Below are 26,444 nucleotides of genomic sequence, written 5' to 3' on the forward strand. Positions count from 1 at the left end.
CCAGACCCCAGCCGTGAACAGACCACGAAGCCCGCGTCCGAGCTGCTCACCATCGCCGAAGCAGCCCAGCTGCTGCGCGCTCCCGTCGCCACGCTCCGGTACTGGCGACACCTGGGCACCGGCCCGCGCAGCTTCCGACTGGGCCGCCGCGTCCTCTACCGCCGCGACGACCTGCACACCTGGATCGACGCCCAACGCCGGCAGGCCGATAACGACCGCCCTTGACGGGAGATATTGTGTCCGACAATAGTGACCGAGCGGAGATCCGGTCTCCCAGTCGGCGAGGAGCTCCGCATCGGCCGGGCCTCCGCACGGCACGTGCTGGCCAGCACCGACCCCACGCCGGTCACCGCCAGCAGCGGCGCCCAGGCCTGGCTCTACGTCGGACCCGATGAACGCGGGCGAGAGCTGGAGGTCATCGCGCTCGAGGTGGCCGGCGCCGCGCAGCCGTACCTGCTCGTCATCCACGTCATGCCCACCCAGCTCCGAGGATGAGCCCCATGGCCGACCGCACCCCGCCCGCCGTCACCCCCACCACGCCCATCGGCCCCGACGTCGACCTCGACGCCGAGGACGTCCGGCTGGCCGACGGAAGCCGACTGACCGAGGACAGAGCGGCGGAGATCGTCGACGAGGTCCGCCGCCGCGTCGGGCGACCGTCCCTGACCGGCGAAGCTGCCGCCTCACCGCGCATCACCTTCCGGATCGCTCCCAGCACCCGCGACCGGGCCGCCGAGATCGCCGCCCAGGAGGGCAAGACCGTCTCCCAGCTGGCCCGCGAGGCTCTCGAGGAGCGGGTCGCCGCGGGAGAACGACGAGCATGAGACCGAGGCGATGAAACGATGGCGTCGATCGCCAGACGGCCCGACGGACGTACCGGCCGCGGTTCCGTGACGCGTCCGGCAAGGAGCACGCCCGGCACTTCAAGCGGAAGGTCGACGCCCAACGGTGGCTCGATGAGACGACCGCGGCGATGGTCACCGGCCAGTACGTCGACCCCGCGGCCGGCCGGGTGACCTTCCGCGACTACGCCGAACGGTGGCGCGCCACCCAGATGCACCGCCCGACCACCGCGGCCCACGTCGCGACGATGCTGCGCCGCCACGTCCATCCCAGCCTCGGCGACAAGCGGCTCGGCTCGGTGCTGCCCAGCGACATCCAATCCCTCGTCAAGCAGCTGTCCCTGGACCTCGCCCCGGCGACCGTGGGGGTGGTCCACCGGATCCTCCCGGGAATCTTCAAGGCCGCCGTCCGGGACCGCCGCATCATCGCTTCGCCGTGCACGGGGACGCGACTGCCCAAGGTCCACAGGCAGCGCATCGAGCCGCTGTCCATCGAGGCCGTCCGCGCTCTCACAGACGCCGTCCCCGAGCGCTACCGGGCGCTGGTCACCCTCGCCGCCGGCACGGGCCTGCGGCAGGGCGAAGCGCTCGGGCTGACCGTCGACCGGATCGACTTCGTCCGCCGGCAGCTGACGGTCGACCGGCAGCTGGTCACCATGCCCGACCGCCCGCCCTACCTGGCGCCGCCCAAGACCCAGGCCTCGGTCCGGGTGGTGCCGCTCCCCCAGGTCGTCGTCGACGCCCTCGCCGCCCACCTCGCGCGGTGGCCGAGCGACGGCTTCGTCTTCACCACCGACCTCGGCAACCCGATCCGCCGGACCGCCTTCTCCGCCACGGTGTGGCGCCCGGCCGTCCGGGCAGCAGGCCTGGACGACACCGTGACCTTCCACGGCCTCCGGCACTTCTACGCCAGCCTGCTTATCCGGCACGGCGAGTCGGTCAAGACCGTCCAGGCACGGCTGGGCCACGCGAGCGCCGCCGAGACGCTCGACACCTACAGCCACCTGTGGCCGGACTCCGACCACCGGACCCGGACCGCAGTGGACGCCGTGCTGGCTCCCGCGGCTGAGGAACATCTGAGGAACGGGGACCCCGCCGGACCTGAAAGCGCAGGTCAGGCGAGGGACGACGGACGAGTCGGCCTGTACGCCGGGTTCTGTCCTCGGGCGCCTCGCGGCCTCCCGATGGGCGGTCATCCATCTGGGCCCGCCGTTGCCGGCGGGCTCGAGCGGTCCACCCGCAGGCTCGGGCGGGCAGCCCTCGAACGCCTGCGCAGGACGGCGTCCTGGAGAGCCAGTCCGCCGTCCCTCTCGACCTTGCTCCGGGTGGGGTTTACCGAGCCACACCGGTCACCCGGTGTGCTGGTGGTCTCTTACACCACCGTTTCACCCTCACCGGCGGTGTCTCCGAGGAGGCACCACCGGCGGTCTGTTCTCTGTGGCACTGTCCCGCGGGTCACCCCGGGTCGCCGTTAGCGACCACCCTGCCCTGTGGAGCCCGGACGTTCCTCGGCGACGGGGTCTCCCCCGCCGACGCGACCGCCCAGCCGACTCGTCCGTCGTGCCCGCAGTCTAGGCACTCCCCGGCTCGCCACCGCGCCCCCGTCACACGCAGCCGCGGGCGACCCCAGAGCCCCGCACCTCGCCGACACGCCGGTACGGGTGACGACACGCGCACCACGACCGGACAACTCGCCGACCCGACCGGTCCGCCGTTGTCACAGGTTCATAACGCCCATACGTTCTCTGCGTCCGGCCGGCCGTCACCTCCTCCACCCGGGGGAACCGCGCCGGATGCCGCCGAGTCGCACCGCACACACGGTGCGAGCCGGGGACCCACCGCACCACTGGGGTGAGTCCCGCTCCCCGAGCCCCACTCGGGGGCGGGTAGGGCGCATCCCCGCCCGAACCCGTCAGCTGACCCGGTAGGCGGCCCAGGGAGAACGGAGAGCCGCCGCCGGGTGCGCCCCTCGGGCCCGCCCCGCGCCCCTTCCACACCTCGGACGCGCCGCGCCTCCCACCCACGAGCCCGGGTCGGCGCAGTCGCCGCGCGCCCGGACCCGGATCCGCCCGGCCGTCGGCCCGCCACGCGCGGCGCCGAGCCCGGCCGCGGCTCCGGTGGCCCACGCCCGGGCCCGTGTCACCCCTCCGCACAGGAGTGCCCGCTGAGCAGACGGCGGCACCCGGTGGACCCCATCGTCAGGAGTTCTCCTCACCATGCTCTGGAACCCCCAGCACCACACCGAGGCCGGCCAGCACGACGCGACGCCGGTCCTCCGCCAGCGCGGCACGGCGGTCCGCCGGACCGCGGCGGTCGGCGCCTTCGCCGTCGCGTTCGCCTTCGCCGGACAGTCGATCGCCCTCGCCGACGACCACTGGGGCCGCGGCGGCTGGAGCGGCAGCACGGCCACGGCTCCGGCTCCCGCACCCGCGCCGGCGCCCGCCCCGGCACCCGCCCCGGCCCCCGCGGCCGCACCCGCCGCCGCGCCGGCCGCCGCCGACCTGACCGGCAAGCCGACCCCCACCTCGACCGCCTACAGCGCCTGGGCCCCGCACGTGCGCCCGGTGGTCGCCGAGGTCACGCAGGCCTTCGGCGTCTCCACCGTCTACACCCGCCCCGGCCACTCCCCCACGCAGCAGCTCGCCGCCGACTTCATGGTCTACAGCGACAGCGCCAAGGGCGCCGCCGTGGCCCAGTACGTGATCGACAACGCCGCGCGGCTGAACGTGGACTACGTCATCTGGCAGCAGCGGATCTACACGATCGGCGGCTCGGGCTGGAAGGCGATGGAGGACCGCGGTTCCCCCACGGCCAACCACATGGACCACGTGCACGTCAGCTTCAACCCCTGACCGGGCCCGCCTGAGGCGCGGCGCCGGGACCCGCCGAGGGTCCCGGCGCCGCGCTCAGCCGGCGTAGAGCACGAAGCCGGCCGCCCGCCGTCCGCCCGAGCGCGACGAGGCGGCCGTCGCCATCTCCACCTGCCGGCGCGCCTGCTCCTCCACCGGGTCGTCCGACAGCGCGGCCAGGTAGCGCCGGTGCTCCACCAGCGAGGCCACCGCCCGCTCGACGACGTCGTCCACGTCGACGACGTGCGTCACCCCGACCGGCGTCGCGACGGCGATCCACCGCACGCCCTGCCACGGCTCGGGGTCGGCCAGCTCGGGGAAGATCCACTCGTTCGCGGCGTCACCCACGGCGTCGAGCACCGCCCGGCCCAGCACCCGGTGGTCGGCGCTGTTCCACAGGGCCGGCGCGACGCCGGGCGGCGTCCACGTGTCCCCGAAGTGCATGGTCACGACCAGCTCGGGCCGGTGCCGCCGGATCGCCGCGGCGATCGCGCGCCGCAGGTCCAGCCCCTCCACCAGCCGCCCGTCGGGGTGCCCGAGGAACTCGACCACCGACACCCCCACCGCGGCCGCCGCCCGCCGCTGCTCCCCCTCGCGCAGCGGTCCCGCGGCCTCCGGCGGCAGGCCCGCGATGCCGGCCTCACCGCTGGTGGCCAGCACGTAGCGGACGTCGCGGCCGGCGGCCGTCCACGCCGCGACGGCGGCCGCGGGCCCGTACTCGATGTCGTCGGGGTGGGCGACGACGACCAGGGCGCGCTGCCAGTCGTCGGGCAGGGGCTCGTACGGCGGCTGGGACTCGGCGGTCACGGGGCCTGAGTCTGCCCGGACCGCTCAGCGCCCGCGCGCGACCCGCAGCGCGGCGGCGACCACCGGGGCCTGCAGCGGCAGCCGCACCGCCGCGACCGCCAGCGGCACCGGCCGACCGTGGGCCAGCCGGAACTGCTGCAGGTGCGCCGGCACGAAGCCGGCCAGCAGCCCCGCGGCCGACCAGCCGCCCACCCGCCGCGTCGACGGCGCGGCGAGCAGCGCGGCGGTGACGATCTCGGCAACCCCGGTGCCGAACACCCAGGCGCGGGCGTCGCCGAGCTCGGGCGGCACCAGCGGCTGGAAGACCCGCGGGCGCAGCAGGTGCAGGACGCCGGAGGAGCCCAGGGCGGTGGCGAGCCAGGTCGCCGGGGCGGGGAGGCGCACCCGGTCACCGTAGGCTGCCCGCTCGTGTCCGCCGCCGACCTGCTCGTCGCCGCCGCGGTCGCCCTCGGTGCCGGCGCGGTCAACTCCATCGCCGGCGGCGGCTCGCTGATCCTCTTCCCGACCCTGGTCGCCCTCGGCCTGGGCACCGTGTCGGCCAACGTCACCAACTCCGTCGCCCAGTGGCCGGGCTACCTCGGCGGCGTGCTGGGTTTCCGCCGCGAGTACGAGGGCCAGCGGGGGCGCCTGGTCCGGCTGGGCGTCGTGTCGGTGTTGGGCGGCGTCGCGGGCAGCGTGCTCCTGCTGACGACGCCGTCGGAGGCCTTCGACGTCGTCGTCCCGGTGCTGGTGCTGCTGGCCAGCCTCCTGCTGGCCCTGCAGCCGCTGCTCACCCGGCGGCTGCGCGGCCGCGAGGACACCGCCGCCCGCGACCCGTGGTGGCTCTACCTGGCGCTGTTCCTCGCCACCGTCTACGGCGGCTACTTCGGCGGGGCGCTGGGGGTCATCCTGGTCGGCGTCCTCGGCACCGCGCTGCACCGGCTGCCGCTGGCCAACGCGCTCAAGTCGGCGCTCTCCGCGGTGACGGCGACGGTGACCCTCGTCGTGTTCGGCCTGTTCGGGCCGGTCGCCTGGTCGGTGGTCGCGGTCGCCGCGCCGGCCAGCCTGGTCGGCGGGTTCCTCGGCGCCCGGGTGGCCACCCGCATCCCCGCGACGCCGCTGCGGGTGCTCATCGTGACCTTCGGCGTGGCCGTGTCGATCTACCTGTTCACCCGGATCTGACCGGTGGACCCGGTGGCGCTGACCGTCTCGGTCACCGTCCTCGCCGCGGTCCTCGCCGCTGCTGCCGCCGACCGGCCGCGGCTGCCCCCGGCCGCCGTCGCCGTCCCCGGGGCGCTCTACCTCGTGCTCGTCGGCGCCGTCGGGTACCCCGCCGCCGAGACCGAGGTGCGGGGACTGGCGCCGACGATCGGCTTCCTCGTCGTCGTGCTGGTGCTCGCCCACCTCGCCGACCGCGAGGGGGTGTTCACCTGGGCGGCCGCGGTCACCGCCCGCCGGGCCGGCCGCTCGCCGCGCGCGCTGCTGGGGCGGGTGGTCCCGCTGGCCGCGGTCGTGACGGCGGTGCTGAGCCTGGACACCACGGTCGTCCTGCTGGCGCCGGTCGTCGTGGCGACGGCGGCCCGCATGCGGGTGCCGGTGCGCCCGCACGCCTACGCCGTCGGCCACCTGGCCAACTCGGCGTCGTTGCTGCTGCCGGTGTCCAACCTGACGAACCTACTGGCCGTCGCCGCGACGGGGCTGTCGTTCCTGCGCTTCGCCGGGCTGATGGCCGGGCCGTGGCTGGCCGCGGTCGCCGTCGAGTACGCGCTGCTGCGCCTGCTCTTCCGCGCCGACCTGGCGGCCGCGGCCGGTGAGCCGGTCACCGACGTCCCGCCGGCCCCCCGGCTGGCGCTGGCCGTGGTGGCCGGCGTGGTGGCCGGGTTCGCGGTCGGCGGGCTCACGGGCCTGCCGCCGGTGGTGCCCGCGGCGCTGGGGGTGCTCGTGCTCGGCGGGTGGCGGCTGTCGCGGCGGACCAGCGCGGTGGGCGACCTGGTGGCCGCGGCCGACCTGCCGTTCGCCCTGTTCGTGGCCGGCCTGTCGGTGGTCGTGCTGGCGGTCCTGGACAGCGGGCTGCAGGAGGTGCTCGACCGGGTGCTGCCCGACGGGGCCGCCCTGCCCGCCCTGCTCGGCGTGGCCGCGCTCGCCGCGTTGCTGGCCAACGCGGTGAACAACCTGCCGGCCACCCTGGCGCTGCTCCCGGTCGCCGCGGCCACCGGGACGCCGGCGGTGCTCGCGGTGCTGATCGGGGTGGGGATCGGACCGAACCTGACCTACCCGGGGTCCCTGGCCAACCTCCTCTGGCGGCGGAGCCTCGGCGCGCACGCCCCGTCGCCCCGGCACCTCACGGCGGTCGGGCTGGTCACCGTCCCCCTCACCCTGGCTGCTGCGACCATGGCGCTGTGGCTCGCCCTGCACGTCTGACCCGCCGCGGGACGGACCACCCCCTCGGAGTGAAGCGGCTCCGTTCCGATTCCCGGACGTCCGATTCCTCTCGCATGACTGCTCCGGCGCGCGCCCGGCTCCTGCCGGGGATCCCGCGGTGGGTGCTGCTCGGCGCCCTGCCGCTGCCGCTGGTCGCCGTCGTCCCCGCGCTGGTCGCGGACCGGCCGGTCACCCCCGGGTCGGCCTCTCCCGGGCCGGCCGGGCTGCTCGGAAGCCTCGCCCTGCAGGCGGCCTTCTGCGGGCTGCTCGTGTGGCGGGCCCGCCGGCTGCCGCACGAGCGGGTCCTGTGGGGCCGGCTGGCTCTGGCGTCGGTGGTCTTCTCCGTCGCGGTGGTGGCCGGCGCCCTGCTCGGCGTCCAGGAGGCGACCGCCCCCTTCGCCGCCGTCCCCGTCGCCTGGGCACCGGTGCTCACCTTCCCGCTCCTGCACAGCGGCCTGGTGCGGTGGAACCGCTCGAGTGGCCACCTGACCGACCCGGACGACGTCCTCAACGGCGTCTCGGGCGTCCTCGCCGCGGTGGCCCTGCTCAACGTCGCCGTCACCCGGGCCGGCTCCCCGATCATGGCCGGGCCGTGGTGGGAGACGCAGGCCCTGCTGGCCCAGGTCGGCACCGGCGTGGTGCTGCTCGGCACCATCCTGTCCGTGGTGGGCCTCGCGTCGCTGCACCACGACCCGCGCCCGTGGCTGGTGGCCGCCGCGGTGACCGTCACCCTCGCCGGCGACCTGGCGACGCTGCTCGCCGACGGCGGCACCACCGGCTGGACGACGGCGGCCGAGCCCGCCGGCGCCGCCCTCATCGGCCTGGCCGCGGCGCTGTCCCCTGCCCGGGCCCTGCCGCGCCCGGCCGACCCGGCCGCCTCCACGGTCGGCGCCTTCGTCGTGATCGTGGCCTCGACGGTGATCCTGTTCGTCGAGCGCGGCCCCACCGTCGCGGCCTGCTGCGCGGCGCTGGCCCTCGCCGGTGCCGGCGTGCGGCTGCTGATGAACGTGCGCGAGCTCGCGCAGCTGGCCGTCAGCCGGCGGGAGGCGCTCACCGACGAGCTGACCGGGCTGGCCAACCGCCGGGCGGTGCTGCGCCGGATCGACGAGCTGTGCGGCCAGGGGCAGCCGATGGCGCTGGCGCTGCTCGACCTCGACAAGTTCAAGGAGGTCAACGACGGGCTGGGGCACGCGGCCGGGGACGACCTGCTGCGGCTGGTCGCCGGGCGGCTGACCGCGCAGCTGCGGACCGGCGACGTCCTGGGCCGGCTGGGCGGCGACGAGTTCGCCGTCGTCGCGCTGCTCGACCACGCCGGCGAGGACGGCGCCGCCCTGGCCCGCCGCCTGGCCGGGCAGCTGAGCGAGCCGTTCCAGGTGGGCGGCATGTCCGTGCACGCGAGCGCCAGCATCGGCGTGGCCACCCGGCCGGGCTCCGCCGTCGGGGTCCCGGCGGGGAGCGGCCCGGACGGCGGCGGCCCGGACGGCGGCGGCCCGGACGGCGGCGACCCGGACGGCGGCGACCCGGCCGCCACCACCGATCTCCTGCGGCAGGCCGACGCCGCGATGTACGCCGCCAAGCACGCCGGCGGCGGGACGGCGGTCTACGACCCGGCCCGCCACGGCGACCACCGCGGCGACCTGGCCCTGGTGGAGGAGCTGCGCCGGGGCCTGCGCGCCGGTGAGCTGGTGCTGCACCACCAGCCGCAGGTTGACGTCGGCACCGGCCGCACCGTCGGCGTCGAGGCGCTCGTGCGCTGGGCCCACCCCGACCGGGGCCTGCTGTCCCCCGCCGCGTTCCTGCCGCTGGCCGAGGTGCACGGCCTCATGCGCCCGCTCACCGACGAGGTGCTGCGCCAGGCGGTGACCCAGGCGGCGGCCTGGCACCGGGCGGGCCGGGACCTGCGCATGTCGGTCAACCTGTCGGCGAGCAACCTGCTCGACGTCGACCTGCCCGCGCGGGTGGCCGGGCTGCTCCGCGCGGCGCGGCTGCCGGTCGGCCGGCTGGTCCTCGAGATCACCGAGAGCGTGCTGCTCAGCGACCCCGACCGCAGCATCGCCGTCGTCGGCCGGCTCGCCGACCTGGGCGTGGCCGTGAGCATCGACGACTTCGGCACCGGCTACTCGTCGCTGTCCTACCTGCGCGACCTCCCCGTCGGCGAGCTCAAGCTCGACCGGTCGTTCACCGCCGACCTGCTCACCGACACCCGGACCGAGGCCATCGTCGCCAGCACCGTCGCGCTGGCCCACCGGCTGGGCCTGCGGGTGGTCGCCGAGGGCGTCGAGCACGACGAGACCCTGGCCCACCTGGCCGGGCTCGGCTGCGACGAGAGCCAGGGCTACCTGCACTCCGCGCCGCTGCCGGCCGACCGGCTGGGGGCCTGGCTCGACCGCACCGGGGCGCCGCTGGCGGTGCGCTGACCGCCTGGCGGGACGCGTGTGACGGACGGGTCCAGGTCCGGCCGGGACACGCGCCCGCGTGCCGCGGCCGGGCGGGACGGCTCCCTAGCGTCGGGGCATGCGCCAGCGACCCACCCCGGCCCGGCAGACCGACGACACGGCCCGCGTCCAGCAGCTGCACCTCATCGCCGCCGCGCGCGCCGCGGCCGTGCGCCCCACCTCGCGGCAGCAGGTGTCCGACATCGTCCGGGTCACCGCCGACGACGAGATCGACACCCGCACCTTCCGCGCGATCGTCGCCGACATCTCCGCCGACGTCCTCCGCTGACCCCGGCTCCGCCCCCGCCCGGATCGGCCACCCTTCAGGGGCCCGCGCCGAGCCCGGTGACACGCTGGAACGGCCCTCCTGCAGGGTCCCGCCGCGAGCGGAGCGAGGGGCGGGGGGCAGGAGGGCCCTCTACTCCCCGCCGCGGCCGGGCTCGCCGATGGCGATCATCGCCTCGACCGCGCGGCGGGCGCGGGCGGCGGTGTCCGGGTCGACGTCGACGGCACCCTCGCCGGTGCGCAGCGTCCGCAGCAGCTTGGCCGGGGTGATCATCTTCATGTAGCGGCAGGCCGCGCGGCTGTTCATCGGGATGAACGACGTCCCCGAGTTGAGCGCCCGCAGCTGGTGCAGGATGCCGACCTCGGTGGCCACGAGCACCTGCGGTGCGCGGGTGGTGGCGGCCTGCTCGACCATGCCGCCGGTGGACAGCACGCGGGTGCGCTCGGCGGGCAGGTCGCCGTGGCTGACCAGGTCGAGCACCGAGGTGGTGCAGCCGCACTCCGGGTGCACCAGGATCTCGGCGTCCGGGTGCGCGGCCACCTGCGCGCGGACGTCGGACGGGCTGATGCCGGCGTGCACGTGGCACTCCCCCGCCCACACGTGCACGTTCTCCCGCCCGGTCACCCGCTTGACGTGCGCGCCGAGGAACTGGTCGGGGCAAAAGAGGACCTCCCGGTCCTCGGGGATCGACCGGATCACGTCGGCGGCGTTGGACGACGTGCAGCAGACGTCGGTCTCGGCCTTCACCGCCGCGGTGGTGTTGACGTAGCTGACGACGACGGCGCCGGGGTGCTGCGCCTTCCACTCCCGCAGCTGCTCGGCGGTGATCGAGTCGGCGAGCGAGCAACCGGCGTCGTGGTCGGGCAGCAGCACCGTCTTGTCCGGCGAGAGGATCTTCGCCGTCTCGGCCATGAAGTGGACGCCGCAGAAGACGATCTCGCGCGCGTCGGTCTGCGCCGCGACCCGCGACAGGTACAGCGAGTCGCCGGTGAAGTGGGCGACGTCCTGGATCTCGGGCACCTGGTAGTTGTGCGCGAGGACCACCGCGCCGCGCTCGTCGGCCAGCCGGCGGACCTCGGCCGCCCAGCTCTCGTACTCGGCGGGCGAGAGGGTGCGTTCGTCGCCGGCGACGGCGGGCGTGGCGGGCGCGGTGGTCGCGGTCACGGGGCTCCTCGGCAGGGGTGGTCGCGGGGGGCTCATGCTCCCCCGCCCGGGTCCGGCAGCGGCAGCGTGGGGTGCCCGGGGCGGGGTGTCCCGTGCAACACCGCCGGCGCGGGGCCGCTTCCGGGCGCCGTCCCCGCCGGTCACCCCGGCGACCGTGTCCCCGGCCACACACCCGGCGCCGGGCAGGATGTCGGGGACGTCGGAGCACGGCTGGAGGCCTGGTGACCACACCGCTGGAGTCCGTGACGTGGATCCACGGCGCCCGGGACTGCTCGGGGACGGGCGACCCGCTCGTCCAGGTCCACCGGATGGAGCGCGACACGTTCGTCCTGCGGCTGAGCAAGTGCTACAGCTTCGAGGCGAACTTCCTGTACCTCCTGCTCGGCCGCGAGCGCGCGCTGCTGCTGGACACCGGCGCCCGGCCCGACGCCGGCGCGCGCGACCGGACGCTGCCGCTGCGCCGCACCGTCGACGAGCTCGTCACCGGCTGGGCGTCCGAGCGCGGCCTCCCCGAGCCGGAGCTCGTCGTCGCCCACACGCACGCCCACGGCGACCACGTGTCCGGGGACGACCAGTTCACCGACCGGCCGCGGACCCGCGTGGTGGAGCCGACCCTCGCCGCGGTGACCGGGTTCTTCGGCCTGCCCGACTGGCCGGAGGGCCGCGCCGTGCTCGACCTCGGCGGCCGGGAGCTGATCGTCCTCCCGCTCCCCGGGCACGAGCCGACGCACGTCGCCGTGCACGACCCCCGGACCCGGGCGCTGTTCACCGGCGACACCCTCTACCCCGGGCTGCTCACCGTGCGCGACTGGCCCGCGTACCGGCGCAGCGCCGCCCGGCTCGCCGACCTCGTGCGGCAGGAGGAGGTCTCGGTCGTCCTCGGCGCGCACGTCGAGATGACCAGGACGCCGGGCGTGCTGTATCCGCTGGGGACGACGTGGCAGCCCGACGAGCACCCCCTGCCCCTCACCGCCGCACACGTCCTCGAGCTGCACGAGGCCTGCGAGGCGATGGCCGGGGCGCCGCACGTCGACGTCCACGACTCCTTCGTGATCCAGCCGCTCGTCGCGGACGGGGGGCCGTCCGGGAGCTCGCCGGGGACGTGAGGACCGGCGCCGGGTGTGTACGGATCATCCACCGGCGCGGGGCGGACGGTACAGATCGGCACTAGGCGCGGGCCCACCTCGCACCTAGCCTCTCCGCGACCAGCCGCGCCGTCTCCGACGCCGGCCGATCCGCCCGTCCGCCGCCGTCGTCAGGAGGGTCAGCCGTGACGCAGCCGCGAGGTGCCGTCGACGCAGTGCCGTGCGCGGCGGCCCGCGCGTGACCGTGGTGCGCACCGGGGGCTCGGCCGTCGTCGACGCCCTCGTCTCCGAGGGGGTGACCGACGTCTTCGGCATCCCCGGAACCCACAGCCTCGAGCTGTACCGCGCGCTGGCCGGCGGTCCCGTGCGCCACGTGACGACGCGGACCGAGCAGGGCGCCGGCTACGCCGCCGACGGGTACGCCCGCGCCACCGGCCGGCCCGGCGTCTGCCTCGTCACCAGCGGGCCCGCGGTGAACAACGTCGCCGCCCCGGTGGGCACCGCGCACGCCGACTCGGTGCCGCTGCTCGTGGTGGCCCCCGGCCCGCCGCGGGGTCAGGAGGGCGCCGACGTCGGCGAGCTGCACGAGATGCGCGACCAGCGCGGGCACATGGCCGCGGTGGCCGAGCGCGCGGTGCGCGTCTCCTCCCCCGAGGAGGCCGCCGCCGCCGTCCACGAGACCTTCGCGCACTGGCGCACCCACCGGCAGCGCCCGCACGTCCTGGAGGTCCCGCTCGACGTCCTGACCGAGCCCTGGGACGGCGCGGACACCGGACCGCTCGCCGCCTCCGCCTCCCCCGGGGCGGACGCCGACGACCTCGCCTCGGCCGCCGGCAGGCTGGCGGCGGCCGCGGCGCCCGCCCTGCTGGTGGGCCGTGGCGCGGTGGGCGCCGCCGGGGCCGTCCGCGCGCTCGCCGAGCTGCTGGACGCGCCGGTGGTCACGACGGTCAATGGCAAGGGCGTGCTGCCGGAGACCCACCCCCTCTCGGTGGGCGCCTCGGTGCGGCTGGCGCCGGCCCAGCGGCTGCTCGCGGACGCCGACGTGGTGCTCGTCGTCGGCACGGGCCTGTCCGACGCCGAGCTGTGGGGCTGGGAGCCCGCGCTGCCCGGCACGACCATCCGGGTGGACGTCGAGGCCGGCCAGCTGCACAAGCGGCTGACCCCGACCGTCGGCCTGCACGGCGACGCGGCGACCGTCCTCCCCCACCTCGCCGAGCTGGTGACCGCCGAGCCGGTGGCCGCCGCGTCGGTGCCCCGCCGGGCCGGCGCGGCACGGGCCCGGCAGGCCCGGGAGGACTCCGCGGCCGCCGCCGCACCCGAGGCCGGCCCCTGGGCCGGGCTCAACCGCGCGCTGGCCGCCGCCCTGCCGCCGGAGACGGTCGTGGCCGGGGACAGCTCCCAGGTCACCTACTTCGGGACGGCGCACTTCTGGCCCGTGCCCGGCCCGGCGCAGCTGCTCTACCCCGCCGTCTACGCGACCCTCGGCTACGGCCTGCCCGCGGCGATCGGTGCCGGGATCGGCGACCCGGGGCGCCCGGTGGTCGCCCTCGTCGGCGACGGCGCGCTGATGTTCTCGCTGTCCGAGCTCGCCACGGCGGTCGAGCAGCGCCTGACCCTGCCCGTCGTCGTGGTCAACGACCACGGCTACACCGAGATCCGCGACGGCATGCGCCGGGCCGGCATCCCCCCGTTCGCCGTGGACCTGCACACCCCGGACTTCGCCGCGGTCGGCCGGGCGATGGGGGCGCGGGGCGTGCGCGTCGGCTCGGTGGACGACACCGTCGCCGCCGTCCTGCAGGCCCTCGACGCCGACGGGCCGTCGGTGGTCGAGGTCGACGCCCGCGCGCTGGCCGCCGCGTCCGGAGCGCCCTGATGCGCTCCGACCGGGGACGCGGGACCACGTCCGTGGTCACGGTCCTGTCCCGATCCGGCGCCGCGCCTGCCGTTCCGGGCCGCGACCACGCACGATCCGCCCAGAGCACACCCGACGCGCACCCACCCGAGGAGACCTGATGTCCGCCCGCCGCCCGACCCTGACGTCCCGCCCCACCCGCGGTGCGGCCCTGCTCCTGGCCGTCGCGGCCCTCGCCGCCGCCTGCGGCGGCGGGTCCGACAGCGGTGACGAGGCGGCCGGTTCGGCCGCGTCCACGGCCGGCGGCGACGCCGCGGCGGAGGTCGAGGCCGACCAGGAGCTCAACGCCATGCTCCCCGACGACATCCGCCAGGCCGGCACCCTCGAGGTCGGCACCGAGGCGCTCTACCCGCCCTACGAGTACCTCGACGAGGACGGCCAGACGATCATCGGGCTCGACCCGGACCTCCTCGACGCCATCACCGCCCGCCTGGGCGTGGACTACACGCTCACCAACACCGCCTTCGACGGGCTGCTGCCCGCGCTCGACGGCGACCGGTTCGACGTGATCGCCGCCGCCGTCACCGACACGACCGCCCGCCAGCAGAACTACGACTTCGTCGACTACTTCCAGGCCGGCCAGGCGATCGTCGTCGCCGCGGGCAACCCGGAGGGCATCACGGCGGTCGAGGACCTCTGCGGCCAGCCGGTCTCGGTGCTGGTGTCCTCGGCGCAGGAGTCCCTGCTCAACGAGTTCAACGGCGACCAGTGCGCCGCCGACCCGATCCAGATCACGTCCCTGCCGACCGACCAGGACGCGCTGCTGCAGGTGCAGAGCGGGCGGGCGACGGCCAGCTTCACCCAGGAGCCGGTCGGCCGCTACAACGCCGCGCAGATCGCCGGCGGCAACGCCTTCGAGGTGGCCAACACCGAGACCCTCTTCCCGAGCCCGCTCGGCTACGTCTTCGACAAGGAGGACACCCAGCTGCGCGACGCCTGGCAGGCCGCGCTGCAGTCCCTGATCGACGACGGGACCTACACCGACGTCCTCGAGGCCCGCGAGCTGGACTCCGGCGCGGTCGACGAGGCGACGATCAACGCCGGCACGCAGTGACCGCCTCCACCCCGTCGCGCACCGCGGCGGCTCCCCCCGACCCGGGCGCGCTCAAGGCCGTCCCGGTCCGCCACTACGGGCAGTGGGTGGCCGCCGCCGTCTGCGTGGTCCTGCTGGTCCTGCTGGTCCGCGCCATCGCGACGAACGAGTCGATCCAGTGGGACGTCATCGGGTCGCGGATCTTCTTCGCCGCCATCCTCGACGGCCTGGTGACCACCATCTGGCTGACCGTGGCCAGCATGGTCCTGGGCGTCGTCGGCGGGGTGCTCGTCGCGGTGATGCGGCTGTCGGACAACCTGCTGCTCAGGAGCATCAGCGGCGGCTTCGTGTGGCTCTTCCGCGGCACGCCGATCCTCGTGCAGATCCTCATCTGGTTCAACCTCGCCCTGTTCTTCCCGCGGCTGGGGTTCGGCAGCGTGAGCGTGTCGACCAACGAGCTCATCACCCCGTTCACGGCGGCGCTGCTGGCGCTGACCCTCAACGAGGCGGCGTACATGTCCGAGATCGTCCGCGGCGGGATCCTCGCCGTGGACGGCGGCCAGCGGGAGGCCGCCGAGGCGCTCGGGATGACCGGCGGCCTGGTGCTGCGGCGGATCGTCCTGCCGCAGGCGATGAAGGTCATCATCCCGCCGACCGGCAACGAGCTGGTGACGCTGCTGAAGACGACCTCGCTCGTCGCGGTCATCGGGGCCGGGGACCTGCTCACCGAGGCCCAGGCCGTCGGCGCCACCGACTTCACCCGCCTGGAGATGCTCATCGTCGCCAGCATCTGGTACCTGGTCCTGACCACCATCGCCAGCGCCGGGCAGGTGCTGCTCGAGCGGCGCTTCCTGCGCGGCAGCACGCACGCCCGGGGCCGGTCCTCCTTCCTGGGGCGGATCGCCACCGACCTGCGGCCCGGGCGCAACCGGGAGGCCGGCGCGGTCGCGGCGCCGGTCCCGCCGTCCGAGGAGAGGGGCGCGCGCTGATGACGACCGGATCGGCCGCACCGGCCGCGGCGGCGGCCGCGGGAGGCGAGCGCCTGATGGTGGAGGCGCTCGGCATCCACAAGTCCTACGGGTCCCTGGAGGTCCTCAAGGGGGTCGACCTGCGGGTGCGGCCCGGCGAGGTCACCTGCCTGCTGGGCCCGTCGGGGTCGGGGAAGTCCACCCTGCTGCGCTGCCTCAACCACCTCGAGCGGGTCGACGCCGGCACCGTCCGCATCGACGGGGAGCTCGTCGGCTACCGGGTCAAGGGCGACCGGGTGCACGAGCTGCCCAAGCACGAGGTGGCCCACCAGCGCCGCAGCGTGGGCATGGTGTTCCAGCGCTTCAACCTCTTCCCGCACATGACGGTCCTGCAGAACGTCATCGAGGCGCCCACCCGGGTGCTGCGCCAGCCCCGGGCCGAGGCCCGGGAGCGCGCGCGGGAGCTGCTGGCCCAGGTCGGGCTGGCGGACAAGGCGCAGAACTACCCCGTGCAGCTCTCCGGCGGGCAGCAGCAGCGGGTCGCCATCGCCCGCGCGCTGGCGATGCAGCCCAAGCTGATGCTCTTCGACGAGCCGACCTCGGCCCTCGACCCCGAGCTGGTCGGGGAGGTGCTCGACGTCATGCGTGGCCTGGCGGCCGGCGGGATGACGATGGTGGTGGTCACGCACGAGATCGGCTTCGCCCGCGAGGTCGGCGACACGGTCGTGTTCATCGACGGCGGGGTCGTCGTCGAGGAGGGCGCGCCCGCCGACGTCCTGGGCCGGCCGCAGCACGAGCGCACCCGCTCGTTCCTCAGCAAGGTGCTGTGAGGGTCCCGCCCGCCCGCCGGCGCACCGGCGGGCGGGCGGGGTCAGGCGCGGGTGAGCCGGTGCACCTCGGCGGCCACGGCGTCCCGGTCGGCGGCCAGCAGCGCCCGGAGGGCGGGCAGCGAGCGCGCCGACCGGGCGGCCGCGTAGGCGGCCCGTGTCCCGGACGAGCGCGCGGCCCACACCGCGGCGTTCACCGCCAGCCGGGTCCGGGCCAGCGGGAGGACGACCCGGGCCTCGACCTCGTCCAGCGACGCCTGCCCGCCCCAGCCGGCGACCACGTCGAGCAGCCCCCGCAGCGGGTCGTCGGTGAGCCGGGCCGCGTAGCCCGCCGCCACCGCGAGCTCGGCCACCCGCAGCCCGGTGAGCATGTCGCCGAAGTCGAGGACGCCGGTCACCCGGGGGCGGCCGCCGGCCCGCCCGACGAGGAGGTTGGCGTCGTGCAGGTCCTGATGGACGACGGCGCGCGGCAGCTCGGCCAGGTGCGGGGCCACGTCGGCGGCGAACCCGTCGGCGGCCGCGGCGGCGAGCTCGCCGACCTCCGGGTCCCGGACGTCGGGCAGCGCCTGCAGGATCGTCCGCCGTCCGCGCGAGGCCTCCCACACGTGGGTCAGCCCCGGTGGCGGCGGGGGCGCCGTGGCGAGGGCCGCGGAGAGGCGGGCGGCGGTGCCCCCGACCTCGCGCAGCAGGTCGCGGTCCACCGCGGCGGCGTGCAGCGGGACGCCGGTCAGCCACTCCTCGACCACCACCAGGACGGGGGTCCCTCCGGCGTCCGCTCCGGACACCGCCGTCCCGCTCCGGTCGGGGACGATCCCGGGCACGGGCTGCCCCCGGCCGGCCAGGTCGGTCATCACCGCGGTACGCCACTCGAGCACGGCGCGCTGCTGCTCCTCGTCGTGGACGACCTTGACCGCGAGGACGCGGCCGGCGACGTCCTCCACGCGGCAGATGGTGGCCAGCTCGCCCTCGACCCGCTCCACCCGCCGGGGCCGCAGCCCGTAGCGCTCCTCGACGAGGGCGCGCACCTGCTCGACGGCGAGGTCGAGGACGCGCCCGGCAGGCTCCGGGGAGGGCCCGCTCCTGACCACCCCACGGCCCCCCGCCGGTCGAGCCGACACACTGTCCCCGTCGAGCCTGCCCGTGCCGTGCGGGCGGGCGCAATCCCGGAGGGCCCGTGACGCCGCAGCGCATGCACATGGCCAACAGCCACGACCCCTCCACCGCGCGGGACGTGCTGCCGGCGTCGGCCGCGGCGCTGCTGCGGCGGCGGGAGCGGGTGCTGGGCGCTCCCTACCGGCTGTTCTACGAGGAGCCGCTGGAGGTGGTGCGGGCCGAGGGGACGCTGCTGTTCGACGCCGCGGGCCGTGACCACCTCGACGTCTACAACAACGTGCCGGCCGTGGGGCACTCCAACCCGCGGGTGCAGCGGGCGGTGGCCGACCAGCTCGGCCGGGTCAACACCCACACCCGGTACCTGACCTCCGGGATCGTCGACTACGCCGAGCGGCTGACCGCCCTGTTCCCGCCGCACCTGCAGCAGATCGTGTTCTGCTGCAGCGGCAGCGAGGCGGTCGACCTGGCGCTGCGGGTCGCCGAGTACGGGACCGGCGCCGCAGGGTGGCTGGTGACCAGCCACGCCTACCACGGCACCACCCGGGCGACGGCCGCCGTCTCCCCCAGCCTCGGCCCGAACAACCCGATCCCGGCGCACGTCGTCCTCGTCGACGCCCCCGACCAGCTGCGGGAGGACCCCGCCACGGCCGACCGTGCCCTCGCCGCCCGGGTCGCCGAGGGCATCGAGACGCTGCGGCAGCGGGGCCTCGCCCTGGCCGGGCTGCTCGTCGACTCCTGCCTGTCCAGCGACGGGCTGCAGCTCGGCCCCGCCGGCTTCCTGGGGCCGGCCGTCGACCTGGTGCACCGCCACGGCGGCGTGTACGTCGCGGACGAGGTGCAGCCGGGGTTCGGCCGCCTGGGCACCGGCTGGTGGGGGTTCCCCCGTCACGGCGTCGTCCCCGACCTGGTGGTGCTCGGCAAGCCGATGGGCAACGGGCTGCCGATCTCGGCCGTGGTGGGCCGGGCGGACCTCTTCGACCGCTTCGGGCGCGACGTGCGCTACTTCAACACCTTCGGCGGGAACCCGGTGAGCATCGCGGCGGCCACCGCCGTGCTCGACGAGATCGAGGAGCGGGACCTGGTCCCGCACGCGGCCGAGGTCGGCGGCCACCTCCTCGGCGAGCTGCGCCGGCTCGCCGCCGACGACGGGCGGATCGGCGAGGTGCGCGGCGCCGGCCTCTTCCTCGCCGTCGAGGTGGTGCGGGACCGGGCCGGCGCGACACCGGACGCGGCGGCGGCGGCGTTCCTGGTCAACGAGCTGCGCCGGCGGCGGGTGCTGATCAGCGCGTCCGGCCGGCACGCCAACGTGCTCAAGATCAGGCCGCCGCTGGTGTTCGGCCACCGGGACGCCGAGCGCTTCCTGACGGAGTTCACGGGGGCGCTCGCCGTCCTGGAGCCGCCGGACTGATCCCGGCCCGCCCGCCCCGCCGCGCTCAGCGCCGGACGTCCTGGACCAGGTGGAGGACCCGGCGGCCCGGGACGACAACGGGGTCCTCGAACGTGGTCTCCGGCGGTCCCCCGGCGCCGGAGTACGACCTCCCCGAGCCGAGGACGACCGGCACCGCAGACCATGACGCCCGCCCGCTCGGCGAAGCCGCGCAGGGACTCCGCCGTCGCCTGGGGGCCCGGTGCGGACCACTGGTCCGGGGAGACCGCGGCGGCTGCGCAACGGATCGATCGACGACGACGGTCGCTGCGCCGGGTGCCGACGTGCGGTCGTCTCCCGGTCGTCGAGACCGCCGCAGGTCGACCAGCGGCGCAGGTGGTCCCGCGCCCCGGCACCTCAGCGCAGGTGGCCGGTGTCGTTGACCAGGCGCACCGAGTGCCGGCCGTCGGTGGACCAGGCGACCGTGGACAGCGAGGCGGCCTCCAGGAACACCCGGTGGACCACCGCGTCGTCGACGTCGAGCCCGGCGGCCAGCAGCAGCTTGATCGGCGTGACGTGGGTGACCACCAGCACCGTCCGCCCCCGGTGCTCGCGCAGGATGCGCGCGCGGGCCCGGGCCACGCGCCGGCTCAGGTCGGCGACCGACTCCCCGCCCGGAGCGGCGACGGTGACGTCGGACGCGAAGCGCCGGGTGGCCAGCGGGTAGCGCTCCCGCGCCTCCGCGGCGGTCAGCCCCTCCAGCTCGCCGAAGTCGAGCTCGACCAGGTCCTCGTCGACCTCGACCGACAGCCCCAGCGCGGCGGCCACCGTCTCGGCGGTCTCCCGCGTCCGCCGCAGCGGCGAGGCGACGACCACCTCGATGCCCAGGTCGCGCACCCGCGCCGCGGCGGCCTCGGCCTCCGCGCGCCCGGTCGGCGACAGCGGCAGGTCGTTGCGCCCGCTGTAGCGGCGCTCGGGGGTGTGCGCCGTCCGCCCGTGGCGCAGCAGGTGCGTGACGGTGGTGACGACGGGCGCGGGCTCGGCGGCCGGCTGGACGTCGTCGGCCACGGTGCTCGGCTCGGCCGCGGTGTCGCGGTGCACCGGCTTCCCGTCCATCGCGCTGTTGGCCAGGGCGTCGGCGGCGCCGTTCTGCGCCCGCGGCACCCACGTGTAGCGGACGCTGCCCAGCTGCCGGGCCAGGTCGCGGGCCTGCAGCGCGAGCTTCTGCATGTCCGGGTGCTTGACCTTCCAGCGTCCCGACATCTGCTCGACGACGAGCTTGGAGTCCATCCGGACCTCGACGTCGGCGGCCGGGTCGAGATCGAGCGCGGCCTGCAGCCCGGCGACCAGCCCGCCGTACTCGGCGACGTTGTTGGTCGCCCGGCCCACCGAGGCGGCCCGCTCGGCGAGCACCCGCCCGGTGGTCGCGTCGCGGACCAGCGCGCCGTAGCCGGCCGGGCCCGGGTTGCCCCGCGACCCGCCGTCGGCCTCGACGACGAGCCGGCGCGTCACAGCCCGGACTCGGCGGTGCGGACGAGGATCCGGCCGCAGTTCTCGCAGCGGACCACCTCGTGCGGGTCGGCGTTGCGGACGGCGGCCAGTTCGCGCCCGTTCAGCTCGATCCGGCAGCCCTGGCACTGGCGCGCCTTCAGCACCGCCGCGCCGGTGGTGCCGGTCTGGGTGCGGATGCGGTCGTACAGCGTCAGCAGCGGGTCGGAGACGGCGGCGGCGACCTCGGCGCGGGCGGCCTCGTGCCGCGCGGTGGCGTCGGCGATGTCGGCCAGCGCGTCGTCGCGCAGCTGCTCGGCCCGCTCCCGGTCGGCGACGGCCGAGGCGCGGCCCTCCTGCGCGGCTCCCAGCGCGGCGTCGGCGGTCTCCCGGCGCTCCATCAGCTCGAGCACCTGGTCCTCCAGGTCCGACTGCCGCCGCGCGAGCGACTGCAGCTCCGACTGCAGCGAGGTGATCTCCTTCGGCGTCGCCGCCCCGGAGTCGATGCGCGACTGGTCGCGGGCCGCCCGCTGTCGCACGGTGTCGACGTCGGCCTCGAGCCGCTTCTGCTCGCGGTCGAGGTCGCTCACCTCGGTCTCGGCGCGGACCACCGCCTCGGCGAACGTGCGCTCGGCCTCCGTCGCGGCCTCGACCGCGGCGACCTCGGGCAGCGTGCGCCGCCGGTGGGCCAGCTGGGTGAGCGCGACGTCCTCGTCGGCCAGGGCCAGCAGCTTCTGCTGCTCGAAGTGGTCGGCCTTCACCCGCTCAACCTATATGTGCGCGTCGGCCCTCCCGGCCGCGTCCCGGGTCCCGCCCTGAGCTCGCGAGGGGTGGGGAGGGCGGGGTCCTTCACCGGCGGGCGCCGGCGTCCCCCGTCCCCGGCGGGGCCGACTCCAGCGGGTCGGGCAGGTCGCGGAAGGTCGGGTCCTCGCGCTCGGCGGTGTAGTCGGCCTCCGCCGTGCCGTCCACGCCCTCGGGCACCCGGGCCGCCCGCAGCGCCACGGTCACCAGCACGGTGACGACGAGGTTGACCAGCAGCGCCAGGAAGCCGGCGTACACGCTGGACTGCACGTCCAGACCGAGCTCGGCCAGCGGGAACGACGACCCGCCGAAGTGCTCGCGGACGACGCTGCCGTCCGGGCCGACCCGCTGGATGTTGTAGAGCATCAGCAGGCCCGCGGCCATCCCGGCCACCCAGCCGGCGACCAGGCCGCCGCGGTGCAGCCAGCGGGTGTAGAGCCCCAGCGCGACCGCCGGCAGCGTCTGCAGGATGATCACCCCGCCGATGAGCTGGAGGTCGATCGAGAACTGCGGGTCGATGAACAGGATGGCCGCGACCGCGCCGACCTTGACCACCAGCGAGGTGACCTTGGCGACCTGGGCCTCCTGCTTGGGCGTGGCGTCCCGCTTGAGGAACTCCTTGTAGATGTTGCGGGTGAACAGGTTCGCCGCGGCGATCGACATGATCGCCGCGGGGACCAGCGCGCCGATGCCGATGGCGGCGAAGGCGATGCCGGCGAACCAGCTCGGGAACATCTCCTGGAACAGCACCGGGACGATCGTGTTGCCGTCCTCGCCGATCGGCGTGACCCCGGCGGCGATGGCCATGAAGCCCAGCAGCGCGATGAACCCGAGCGCGAGGCTGTAGACCGGCAGGGCGCTCATGTTGCGCTTGAGCACGTCGCGGTTGCTGGCCGCCAGGATGCCGGTGATCGAGTGCGGGTAGAGGAACAGCGCCAGCGCCGAGCCCAGGGCCAGGGTCGCGTAGCCCAGCTGACCGGTGGCCGGGAGCAGCACCCCGGCGCCCGTCCCGGCGGAGAACTTCTCCTCGGCCGCGCCGAAGATCGCGTCCCAGCCGCCCAGCTTCGCCGGGATCACGATGACCGCCACGATGATCGTCAGGTAGATCAGCGTGTCCTTGACGAAGGCGATCAGCGCCGGCGCCCGCAGGCCGGAGTTGTAGGTGTAGAGCGCCAGGATCACGAAGGCGACGATGAGCGGCAGCTCGCCCTCGACGCCCATCGCCTTGAGGATCGCCTCGATGCCCACCAGCTGGAGGGCGATGTAGGGCATCGTCGCCACGATCCCGGTGAGGGCGACCAGCAGCGCCATCACCGGGCTGTCGAACCGGGCGCGGACGAAGTCCGCCGGCGTCACGAAGCCGCGGACGTGGCTGACCGACCACAGCCGGATCACCACGAGGAAGACCAGCGGGTAGATCACGACGGTGTACGGGACGGCGAAGAACCCGGAGGCGCCGGCGCCGAACATCAGCGCGGGGACGGCGACGAAGGTGTAGGCGGTGTACAGGTCACCGCCCAGCAGGAACCACGTGATCCAGGTGCCGAAGCTGCGCCCGCCCAGGCCCCACTCGTCGAGGTGCATGAGGTCCTCCGCGCGCCGCCAGCGGGCAGCGACGAACCCCATCACGGTGACGACGAGGAACAGGACGACGACGATCGTCAGCTCGACGACGTTGACCCCGTCCACGGCTCAGCGCTCCTGGTCTCGGGTGGTGGTGTCCCGGGTGGTGGCGGTGCGGCCGGCGTCCCGCGCGACGGCGGCGCGGGCGGCGGCCTGCTCGGCCGGGCTGCGCCGGGTGGCCCGGTAGACGAGCACCGTGGTCAGGACGCCGAGGGCGACGAACGCCAGCTGCAGCCAGTAGAAGAGCGGCCAGCCGAACAGGGTCGGCTCGACGTGGTTGTAGAGCGGGACGATCAGCGGCACCACGACCGGCAGGAGCAGCAGCCAGTTCCAGGGGCTGCGGTCGCTGCGCACGGGTACCCCTCCGGTCCGCGCCCGCCCGTCGACGGGCGGTGTCGGTGCGCTGGCCATCGTCGGCCTCCTCCTCCCGGGGCGCCGCCCCGGACCTCAGCCGGCCGCCCCTGCGGCCGGCTCCCCGTCTGCCCCTGCGTGCACCGTCCACGGATCGGTGCGGCGCCGGGAGACGACCGCCTCGACCCGGCCGGACAGGTCCGCGGCCAGCACCTCGGCGGCCACCGGCACCCAGGGCCACTCGGAGGCGAAGTGTGCCACGTCGCACAGGCCAGGGCCCTCGTCCTCTTGCGCCTCGCTCACCGGGTGGTGCCGCAGGTCGCTCGTCAGGAGGACGTCGGCGCCGGCGGCCGCGGCGGCCGGCAGCAGCGAGCCCCCGCTGCCGCCGCACACCGCGACGGTGCGGACCAGGCGGTCGGGGTCCCCGGCCGCGCGCACGCCGCCGGTGGTCGCGGGCAGCACGGCGGCGGCGTGCGCGGCGAAGGCGGCCAGCGTCGTCGGCACGGGGAGGTCCCCGACCCGGCCCAGCCCCTGCCGCGAGCCGGGGGCGACCGGCTCCAGCGGCCGGGTGGCCGTGAGCCCGAGGACGGCGGCCAGCGCGTCGTTGACCCCGACGTCGGCGGCGCGGTCGGCGTTGGTGTGCGCCACGAACAGCCCGCACCCGGCCCGCACGAGCCGGTGCACCAGCCGCCCCTTCGGGTCGTCGGCCGGGACGCCGTGCACCGGGGTGAGGAACAGCGGGTGGTGGGTGACCAGCAGGCCCGCGCCGGTCTCGACCGCCTCGTCGACGACGGCGGCCACCGGGTCGACGGCGACGAGCACCCGGTCGACCGGCTCGGCGGGATCGCCGCACACCAGCCCGACGGCGTCCCAGCTCTCGGCCAGTGCGGGGTCGTAGCGGGCCTCGAGTGCGGCGACGACCTCGGCGAGGGTGGCGGTCACGACGGCCGACCCTAGGTGGACCGCGCCATCACGACGCGCCGGCCGTGCACCTCCAGCCCCAGGGCGGCCTCGTGCGCGACCCGGGCGGCCAGCTCCGGACCCGGGTCGCTCACCTCGGTGAAGCCGCGGGCGGCGTACCAGGGGCCGTTCCACGGCACGTCGGCGTAGGTGGTGAGGGTGACCCGCCGTGCGCCGACCGCGCGGGCGACGTCGACGGCGGCCTCCAGCAGCGCCGCGCCGACGCCCCGCCGCATGGCCGACGGGTGCACCGACAGCTGCTCGAGGTGCACCTCGCCGTCCACCCGCTCCAGCGCGGCGAACCCGACCACCGGCCGCCCGGCGACCAGGACGCGCCCGGCGCCGGCCCGCAGGGCGGCCGGCGCGGCGGCGGGCAGGTCCAGCACCCCGCGCTCACGGAAGAGCCCGTCGGCGGCGTCCTCGACGGCGGGGACCTCCCGCAGGTCCGCGGCCGAGGCGACCCGGACGGCGATCCCGCTCACGCGCGGAGCATCCCAGCCCGGCGGCCCGCCACCGCGCACGCCCGCCGGGCACTCCTCAGACCACGGCCGGCACCCGGGGTCGGGGCACCGCCGGCACGCGACGGGAGGCGCGCACGACGCGGGCCAGCACCGACGGCGCCATCAGGCTGGGCGGCGGCGCCTCGAGGTTGGCCACCCGCAGGAACGCCGTCCCGACCGCGGGGTCGACGGCGGCCGCGCGCTGCACCCGGGCGACGTAGCCGTTGAGCAGCCGCGTGCGCCGGTCCACTGGTCCGGGGACGCCGGGGTAGCGCCGGTCCCCGCCGGCCGCGATCTGCCACGGGACGTCGACGACCGGCGCGCAGGCGCGCCAGAACTCCTGCGCCAGCGAGGGCCGGTCCAGCCCGCCGCGGAGGACGTCGCGCAGCGCCAGCGCCTCCAGGGCGGCCACGGCCATCCCCTGCCCGTAGACCGGGTTGAAGCTGCAGACGGCGTCGCCGGTGACCAGCAGCCCCCGCGGCGAGCGCGCCAGTCGCTCGTAGCGCCGGCGCACCGACGCCGGGAACCGGAAGCGCCGCGGCTCGTCGAGGGGCTCGGCGGAGCGGATGACCTCGTACAGCGCCGGCGAGGGCAGGCTCGCCGCGTAGGCCTCGAACCCGGCGTGGTCCAGCGGCGGCCGGTCCCCCAGGATCCCGCCGAGCCCGCAGACCCAGCGGTCCCCCTCCTGGGCGAGCAGGACGCCGCCCCGTGGGTTGTCCGGCGTGCCGGCCAGCGCGAGCCCGAGGGCCCCGTCGAGGTGGCCGGGCTCGCGGCGGTAGTGGCGCGTGGCGTAGGCGACGTCGACCTCGACCCGCTCCTCCTCCGGCGGCTCGAAGCCCGAGGCGGCCAGCCACTCCGGCGCGCAGGACTGCCGCCCGGAGGCGTCGACGACGAGGTCGGCGTCCCACCGGCGGAGCCCGTCGCCGGGCGGGTCGTCCCGGTCCAGCCCCTCGACGCCGGTCACCCGGCCCGAGGCGTCGTGCACCAGGGACCGGACGTCGACCCGCTCACGGACGCCGATCCGCGGGTCGGCCAGCACACGGCGGCGCACCTCCCGCTCCAGCAGCGGCCGGCTCACCATCAGGCCCTCGAGCCCCGACGTGGCCACGGCCATCGGCCGGCCCTGGCTGATCCACCGGAAGTCCGCCTGCATGTCGCCGGAGAGGGCGCCCCGCGCGACGAGGTCCGCGGTCAGCCCCGGCAGCAGCTCCTCCAGAGCCCGCCGTCCGCGCGCGAGCAGCCCGTGCGCGTGCGCGGACTGCGGGGCGCCGCCGCGCGCGACGGCGTCGTCGGGCAGCGTGTCGCGGTCGAGCACCACGACCCGGCCGACGTGCTCGGCGAGGACGCGGGCCGCCAGCAGGCCGGCCATGCTCGCGCCGATGACGACGGCGGTGCCGCCCTCGCCGGTGGTGGGAACGGTCATCGGTACCTCCCGGTCGCGCCACCCCTCCCCGGGGCGGCTCCTGACCGACCAGAGGCCGCCCTCCGTCGCCTGATACGCCGATCCCGCCGCACACCGGGCCCACGCAGCGCGTCCTCCCCCACCGCAGCGCGTCCTCCCCCACCGCAGCGCGTCCTCCCTCACGGTGGGCGGTCGGGGAGGACACGCGACGATCAGGTCACCTGATCCTCGC

General features: G+C 76.0%; 25 protein-coding genes, 1 other RNA gene, 1 pseudogene and 1 riboswitch. Of the genes and pseudogenes, 15 read left to right on the forward strand and 12 right to left on the reverse strand.

The genetic code is table 11. The features are described 5' to 3' along the window. Window positions 1-42 precede the first annotated feature (42 nt). The 4 genes and pseudogenes from ACWIZO_RS24495 to ACWIZO_RS24510 all read left to right on the forward strand — a co-directional run. Window positions 43-225, forward strand: coding sequence for a helix-turn-helix transcriptional regulator (locus tag ACWIZO_RS24495; RefSeq protein ID WP_448643000.1), 183 nt, complete (start codon window positions 43-45; stop codon window positions 223-225). 93 nt (window positions 226-318) lie between these two features. Continuing rightward, window positions 319-495 carry a hypothetical protein gene (locus tag ACWIZO_RS24500; protein WP_448640188.1) on the forward strand — a complete coding sequence of 59 codons (177 nt, stop codon included), beginning with the start codon at window positions 319-321 and terminating at the stop codon, window positions 493-495. 5 nt (window positions 496-500) lie between these two features. After that, window positions 501-824 carry a hypothetical protein gene (locus ACWIZO_RS24505; RefSeq protein ID WP_448640189.1) on the forward strand — a complete coding sequence of 108 codons (324 nt, stop codon included), beginning with the start codon at window positions 501-503 and terminating at the stop codon, window positions 822-824. A gap of 266 nt (window positions 825-1,090) precedes the next feature. Continuing rightward, window positions 1,091-1,837: pseudogene (locus ACWIZO_RS24510) on the forward strand (tyrosine-type recombinase/integrase); the annotation flags it as partial. 134 nt (window positions 1,838-1,971) lie between these two features. Here ACWIZO_RS24510 and rnpB read toward each other — a convergent pair. Further along, an RNA gene (gene rnpB / locus ACWIZO_RS24515) (RNase P RNA component class A) lies at window positions 1,972-2,396 on the reverse strand. A gap of 233 nt (window positions 2,397-2,629) precedes the next feature. Then, window positions 2,630-2,788, forward strand: a riboswitch (cyclic di-AMP (ydaO/yuaA leader). Window positions 2,789-3,058: 270 nt separating this feature from the next. Between rnpB and ACWIZO_RS24520 the strand changes: the two genes are divergently transcribed. Next, window positions 3,059-3,694 carry a hypothetical protein gene (locus ACWIZO_RS24520; RefSeq protein WP_448640190.1) on the forward strand — a complete coding sequence of 212 codons (636 nt, stop codon included), beginning with the start codon at window positions 3,059-3,061 and terminating at the stop codon, window positions 3,692-3,694. A 54-nt stretch (window positions 3,695-3,748) separates the two neighbouring features. Here ACWIZO_RS24520 and ACWIZO_RS24525 read toward each other — a convergent pair whose 3' ends face one another. Both ACWIZO_RS24525 and ACWIZO_RS24530 read right to left on the reverse strand, forming a co-directional pair. Beyond that, complete coding sequence (locus ACWIZO_RS24525; RefSeq protein WP_448640191.1) at window positions 3,749-4,498, reverse strand: PIG-L deacetylase family protein; 750 nt, start codon at window positions 4,496-4,498, stop codon at window positions 3,749-3,751. Window positions 4,499-4,522: 24 nt separating this feature from the next. Continuing rightward, window positions 4,523-4,882 (reverse strand): DoxX family protein, encoded by a 360-nt coding sequence (locus ACWIZO_RS24530; RefSeq protein WP_448640192.1) that lies wholly within the window; start codon window positions 4,880-4,882, stop codon window positions 4,523-4,525. 24 nt (window positions 4,883-4,906) lie between these two features. On the opposite strand from ACWIZO_RS24530, the gene ACWIZO_RS24535 reads away from it, so the two are divergent. The 4 genes from ACWIZO_RS24535 (at window position 4,907) to ACWIZO_RS24550 (ending at window position 9,622) form a co-directional block, all read left to right on the forward strand. Beyond that, window positions 4,907-5,659, forward strand: coding sequence for a sulfite exporter TauE/SafE family protein (locus ACWIZO_RS24535; RefSeq protein WP_448640193.1), 753 nt, complete (start codon window positions 4,907-4,909; stop codon window positions 5,657-5,659). Window positions 5,660-5,662: 3 nt separating this feature from the next. Continuing rightward, complete coding sequence (locus ACWIZO_RS24540; protein ID WP_448640194.1) at window positions 5,663-6,898, forward strand: SLC13 family permease; 1,236 nt, start codon at window positions 5,663-5,665, stop codon at window positions 6,896-6,898. Between the two features lie 74 nt (window positions 6,899-6,972). Further along, window positions 6,973-9,315, forward strand: a complete 2,343-nt coding sequence (locus ACWIZO_RS24545) for a putative bifunctional diguanylate cyclase/phosphodiesterase (protein WP_448640195.1) — start codon at window positions 6,973-6,975, stop codon at window positions 9,313-9,315. Between the two features lie 97 nt (window positions 9,316-9,412). After that, entirely contained in the window at window positions 9,413-9,622 is a 210-nt protein-coding gene (locus tag ACWIZO_RS24550) for a hypothetical protein (RefSeq protein WP_448640196.1), read from the forward strand. A gap of 129 nt (window positions 9,623-9,751) precedes the next feature. Here the strand turns inward: ACWIZO_RS24550 and nadA are convergent, their stop codons facing one another. Further along, window positions 9,752-10,783, reverse strand: coding sequence for a quinolinate synthase NadA (nadA, locus tag ACWIZO_RS24555; RefSeq protein WP_448640197.1), 1,032 nt, complete (start codon window positions 10,781-10,783; stop codon window positions 9,752-9,754). Window positions 10,784-11,004: 221 nt separating this feature from the next. On the opposite strand from nadA, the gene ACWIZO_RS24560 reads away from it, so the two are divergent. The 5 genes from ACWIZO_RS24560 to ACWIZO_RS24580 all read left to right on the forward strand — a co-directional run bounded on the left by ACWIZO_RS24560 (window position 11,005) and on the right by ACWIZO_RS24580 (window position 16,611). Beyond that, window positions 11,005-11,889, forward strand: coding sequence for an MBL fold metallo-hydrolase (locus ACWIZO_RS24560; protein ID WP_448640198.1), 885 nt, complete (start codon window positions 11,005-11,007; stop codon window positions 11,887-11,889). Between the two features lie 217 nt (window positions 11,890-12,106). After that, the gene (locus ACWIZO_RS24565) at window positions 12,107-13,741 is read left to right on the forward strand and encodes a thiamine pyrophosphate-binding protein (RefSeq protein ID WP_448640199.1); all 1,635 of its coding nucleotides are present in this window, start codon (window positions 12,107-12,109) and stop codon (window positions 13,739-13,741) included. A 139-nt stretch (window positions 13,742-13,880) separates the two neighbouring features. Next, window positions 13,881-14,834, forward strand: coding sequence for an ABC transporter substrate-binding protein (locus ACWIZO_RS24570; RefSeq protein WP_448640200.1), 954 nt, complete (start codon window positions 13,881-13,883; stop codon window positions 14,832-14,834). Beyond that, entirely contained in the window at window positions 14,831-15,802 is a 972-nt protein-coding gene (locus ACWIZO_RS24575; protein ID WP_448640201.1) for an amino acid ABC transporter permease, read from the forward strand. The genes ACWIZO_RS24570 and ACWIZO_RS24575 overlap by 4 nt, the downstream gene beginning before the upstream one ends. Further along, on the forward strand, window positions 15,802-16,611 hold the full coding sequence (locus ACWIZO_RS24580) for an amino acid ABC transporter ATP-binding protein (protein WP_448640202.1): 810 nt from the start codon (window positions 15,802-15,804) through the stop codon (window positions 16,609-16,611). The genes ACWIZO_RS24575 and ACWIZO_RS24580 overlap by 1 nt, the downstream gene beginning before the upstream one ends. 41 nt (window positions 16,612-16,652) lie before the next feature. Here ACWIZO_RS24580 and ACWIZO_RS24585 read toward each other — a convergent pair whose 3' ends face one another. Next, window positions 16,653-17,696: a phosphotransferase gene (locus ACWIZO_RS24585; protein ID WP_448640203.1), complete on the reverse strand. Its 1,044-nt coding sequence runs from the start codon at window positions 17,694-17,696 to the stop codon at window positions 16,653-16,655. Window positions 17,697-17,782: 86 nt separating this feature from the next. Between ACWIZO_RS24585 and ACWIZO_RS24590 the strand changes: the two genes are divergently transcribed. Beyond that, window positions 17,783-19,129, forward strand: coding sequence for an aspartate aminotransferase family protein (locus ACWIZO_RS24590; RefSeq protein ID WP_448640204.1), 1,347 nt, complete (start codon window positions 17,783-17,785; stop codon window positions 19,127-19,129). A gap of 375 nt (window positions 19,130-19,504) precedes the next feature. On the opposite strand, the gene ACWIZO_RS24595 is transcribed toward ACWIZO_RS24590, so the two are convergent. From ACWIZO_RS24595 to ACWIZO_RS24625, 7 genes are all read right to left on the reverse strand, one after another. Next, complete coding sequence (locus ACWIZO_RS24595) at window positions 19,505-20,599, reverse strand: bifunctional RNase H/acid phosphatase (protein ID WP_448640205.1); 1,095 nt, start codon at window positions 20,597-20,599, stop codon at window positions 19,505-19,507. Then, the gene (locus ACWIZO_RS24600; protein ID WP_448640206.1) at window positions 20,596-21,336 is read right to left on the reverse strand and encodes a zinc ribbon domain-containing protein; all 741 of its coding nucleotides are present in this window, start codon (window positions 21,334-21,336) and stop codon (window positions 20,596-20,598) included. Before ACWIZO_RS24600 ends, ACWIZO_RS24595 begins: the two co-directional genes overlap by 4 nt. Window positions 21,337-21,424: 88 nt before the next feature. After that, window positions 21,425-23,065, reverse strand: coding sequence for a monocarboxylate uptake permease MctP (mctP, locus tag ACWIZO_RS24605; protein WP_448640207.1), 1,641 nt, complete (start codon window positions 23,063-23,065; stop codon window positions 21,425-21,427). A gap of 3 nt (window positions 23,066-23,068) precedes the next feature. Next, window positions 23,069-23,410, reverse strand: coding sequence for a DUF3311 domain-containing protein (locus ACWIZO_RS24610; RefSeq protein ID WP_448640208.1), 342 nt, complete (start codon window positions 23,408-23,410; stop codon window positions 23,069-23,071). Between the two features lie 36 nt (window positions 23,411-23,446). Beyond that, on the reverse strand, window positions 23,447-24,292 hold the full coding sequence (locus tag ACWIZO_RS24615; RefSeq protein ID WP_448640209.1) for a Nif3-like dinuclear metal center hexameric protein: 846 nt from the start codon (window positions 24,290-24,292) through the stop codon (window positions 23,447-23,449). Between the two features lie 11 nt (window positions 24,293-24,303). Beyond that, window positions 24,304-24,792 (reverse strand): GNAT family N-acetyltransferase, encoded by a 489-nt coding sequence (locus ACWIZO_RS24620; RefSeq protein ID WP_448640210.1) that lies wholly within the window; start codon window positions 24,790-24,792, stop codon window positions 24,304-24,306. A 55-nt stretch (window positions 24,793-24,847) separates the two neighbouring features. Then, a complete protein-coding gene (locus ACWIZO_RS24625) occupies window positions 24,848-26,233 on the reverse strand; it encodes an FAD-dependent oxidoreductase (protein WP_448640211.1) in 1,386 nt (461 codons plus the stop codon). Between the last annotated feature and the right edge of the window lie 211 nt (window positions 26,234-26,444).

The organism is Geodermatophilus sp. URMC 63 (assembly GCF_053502565.1).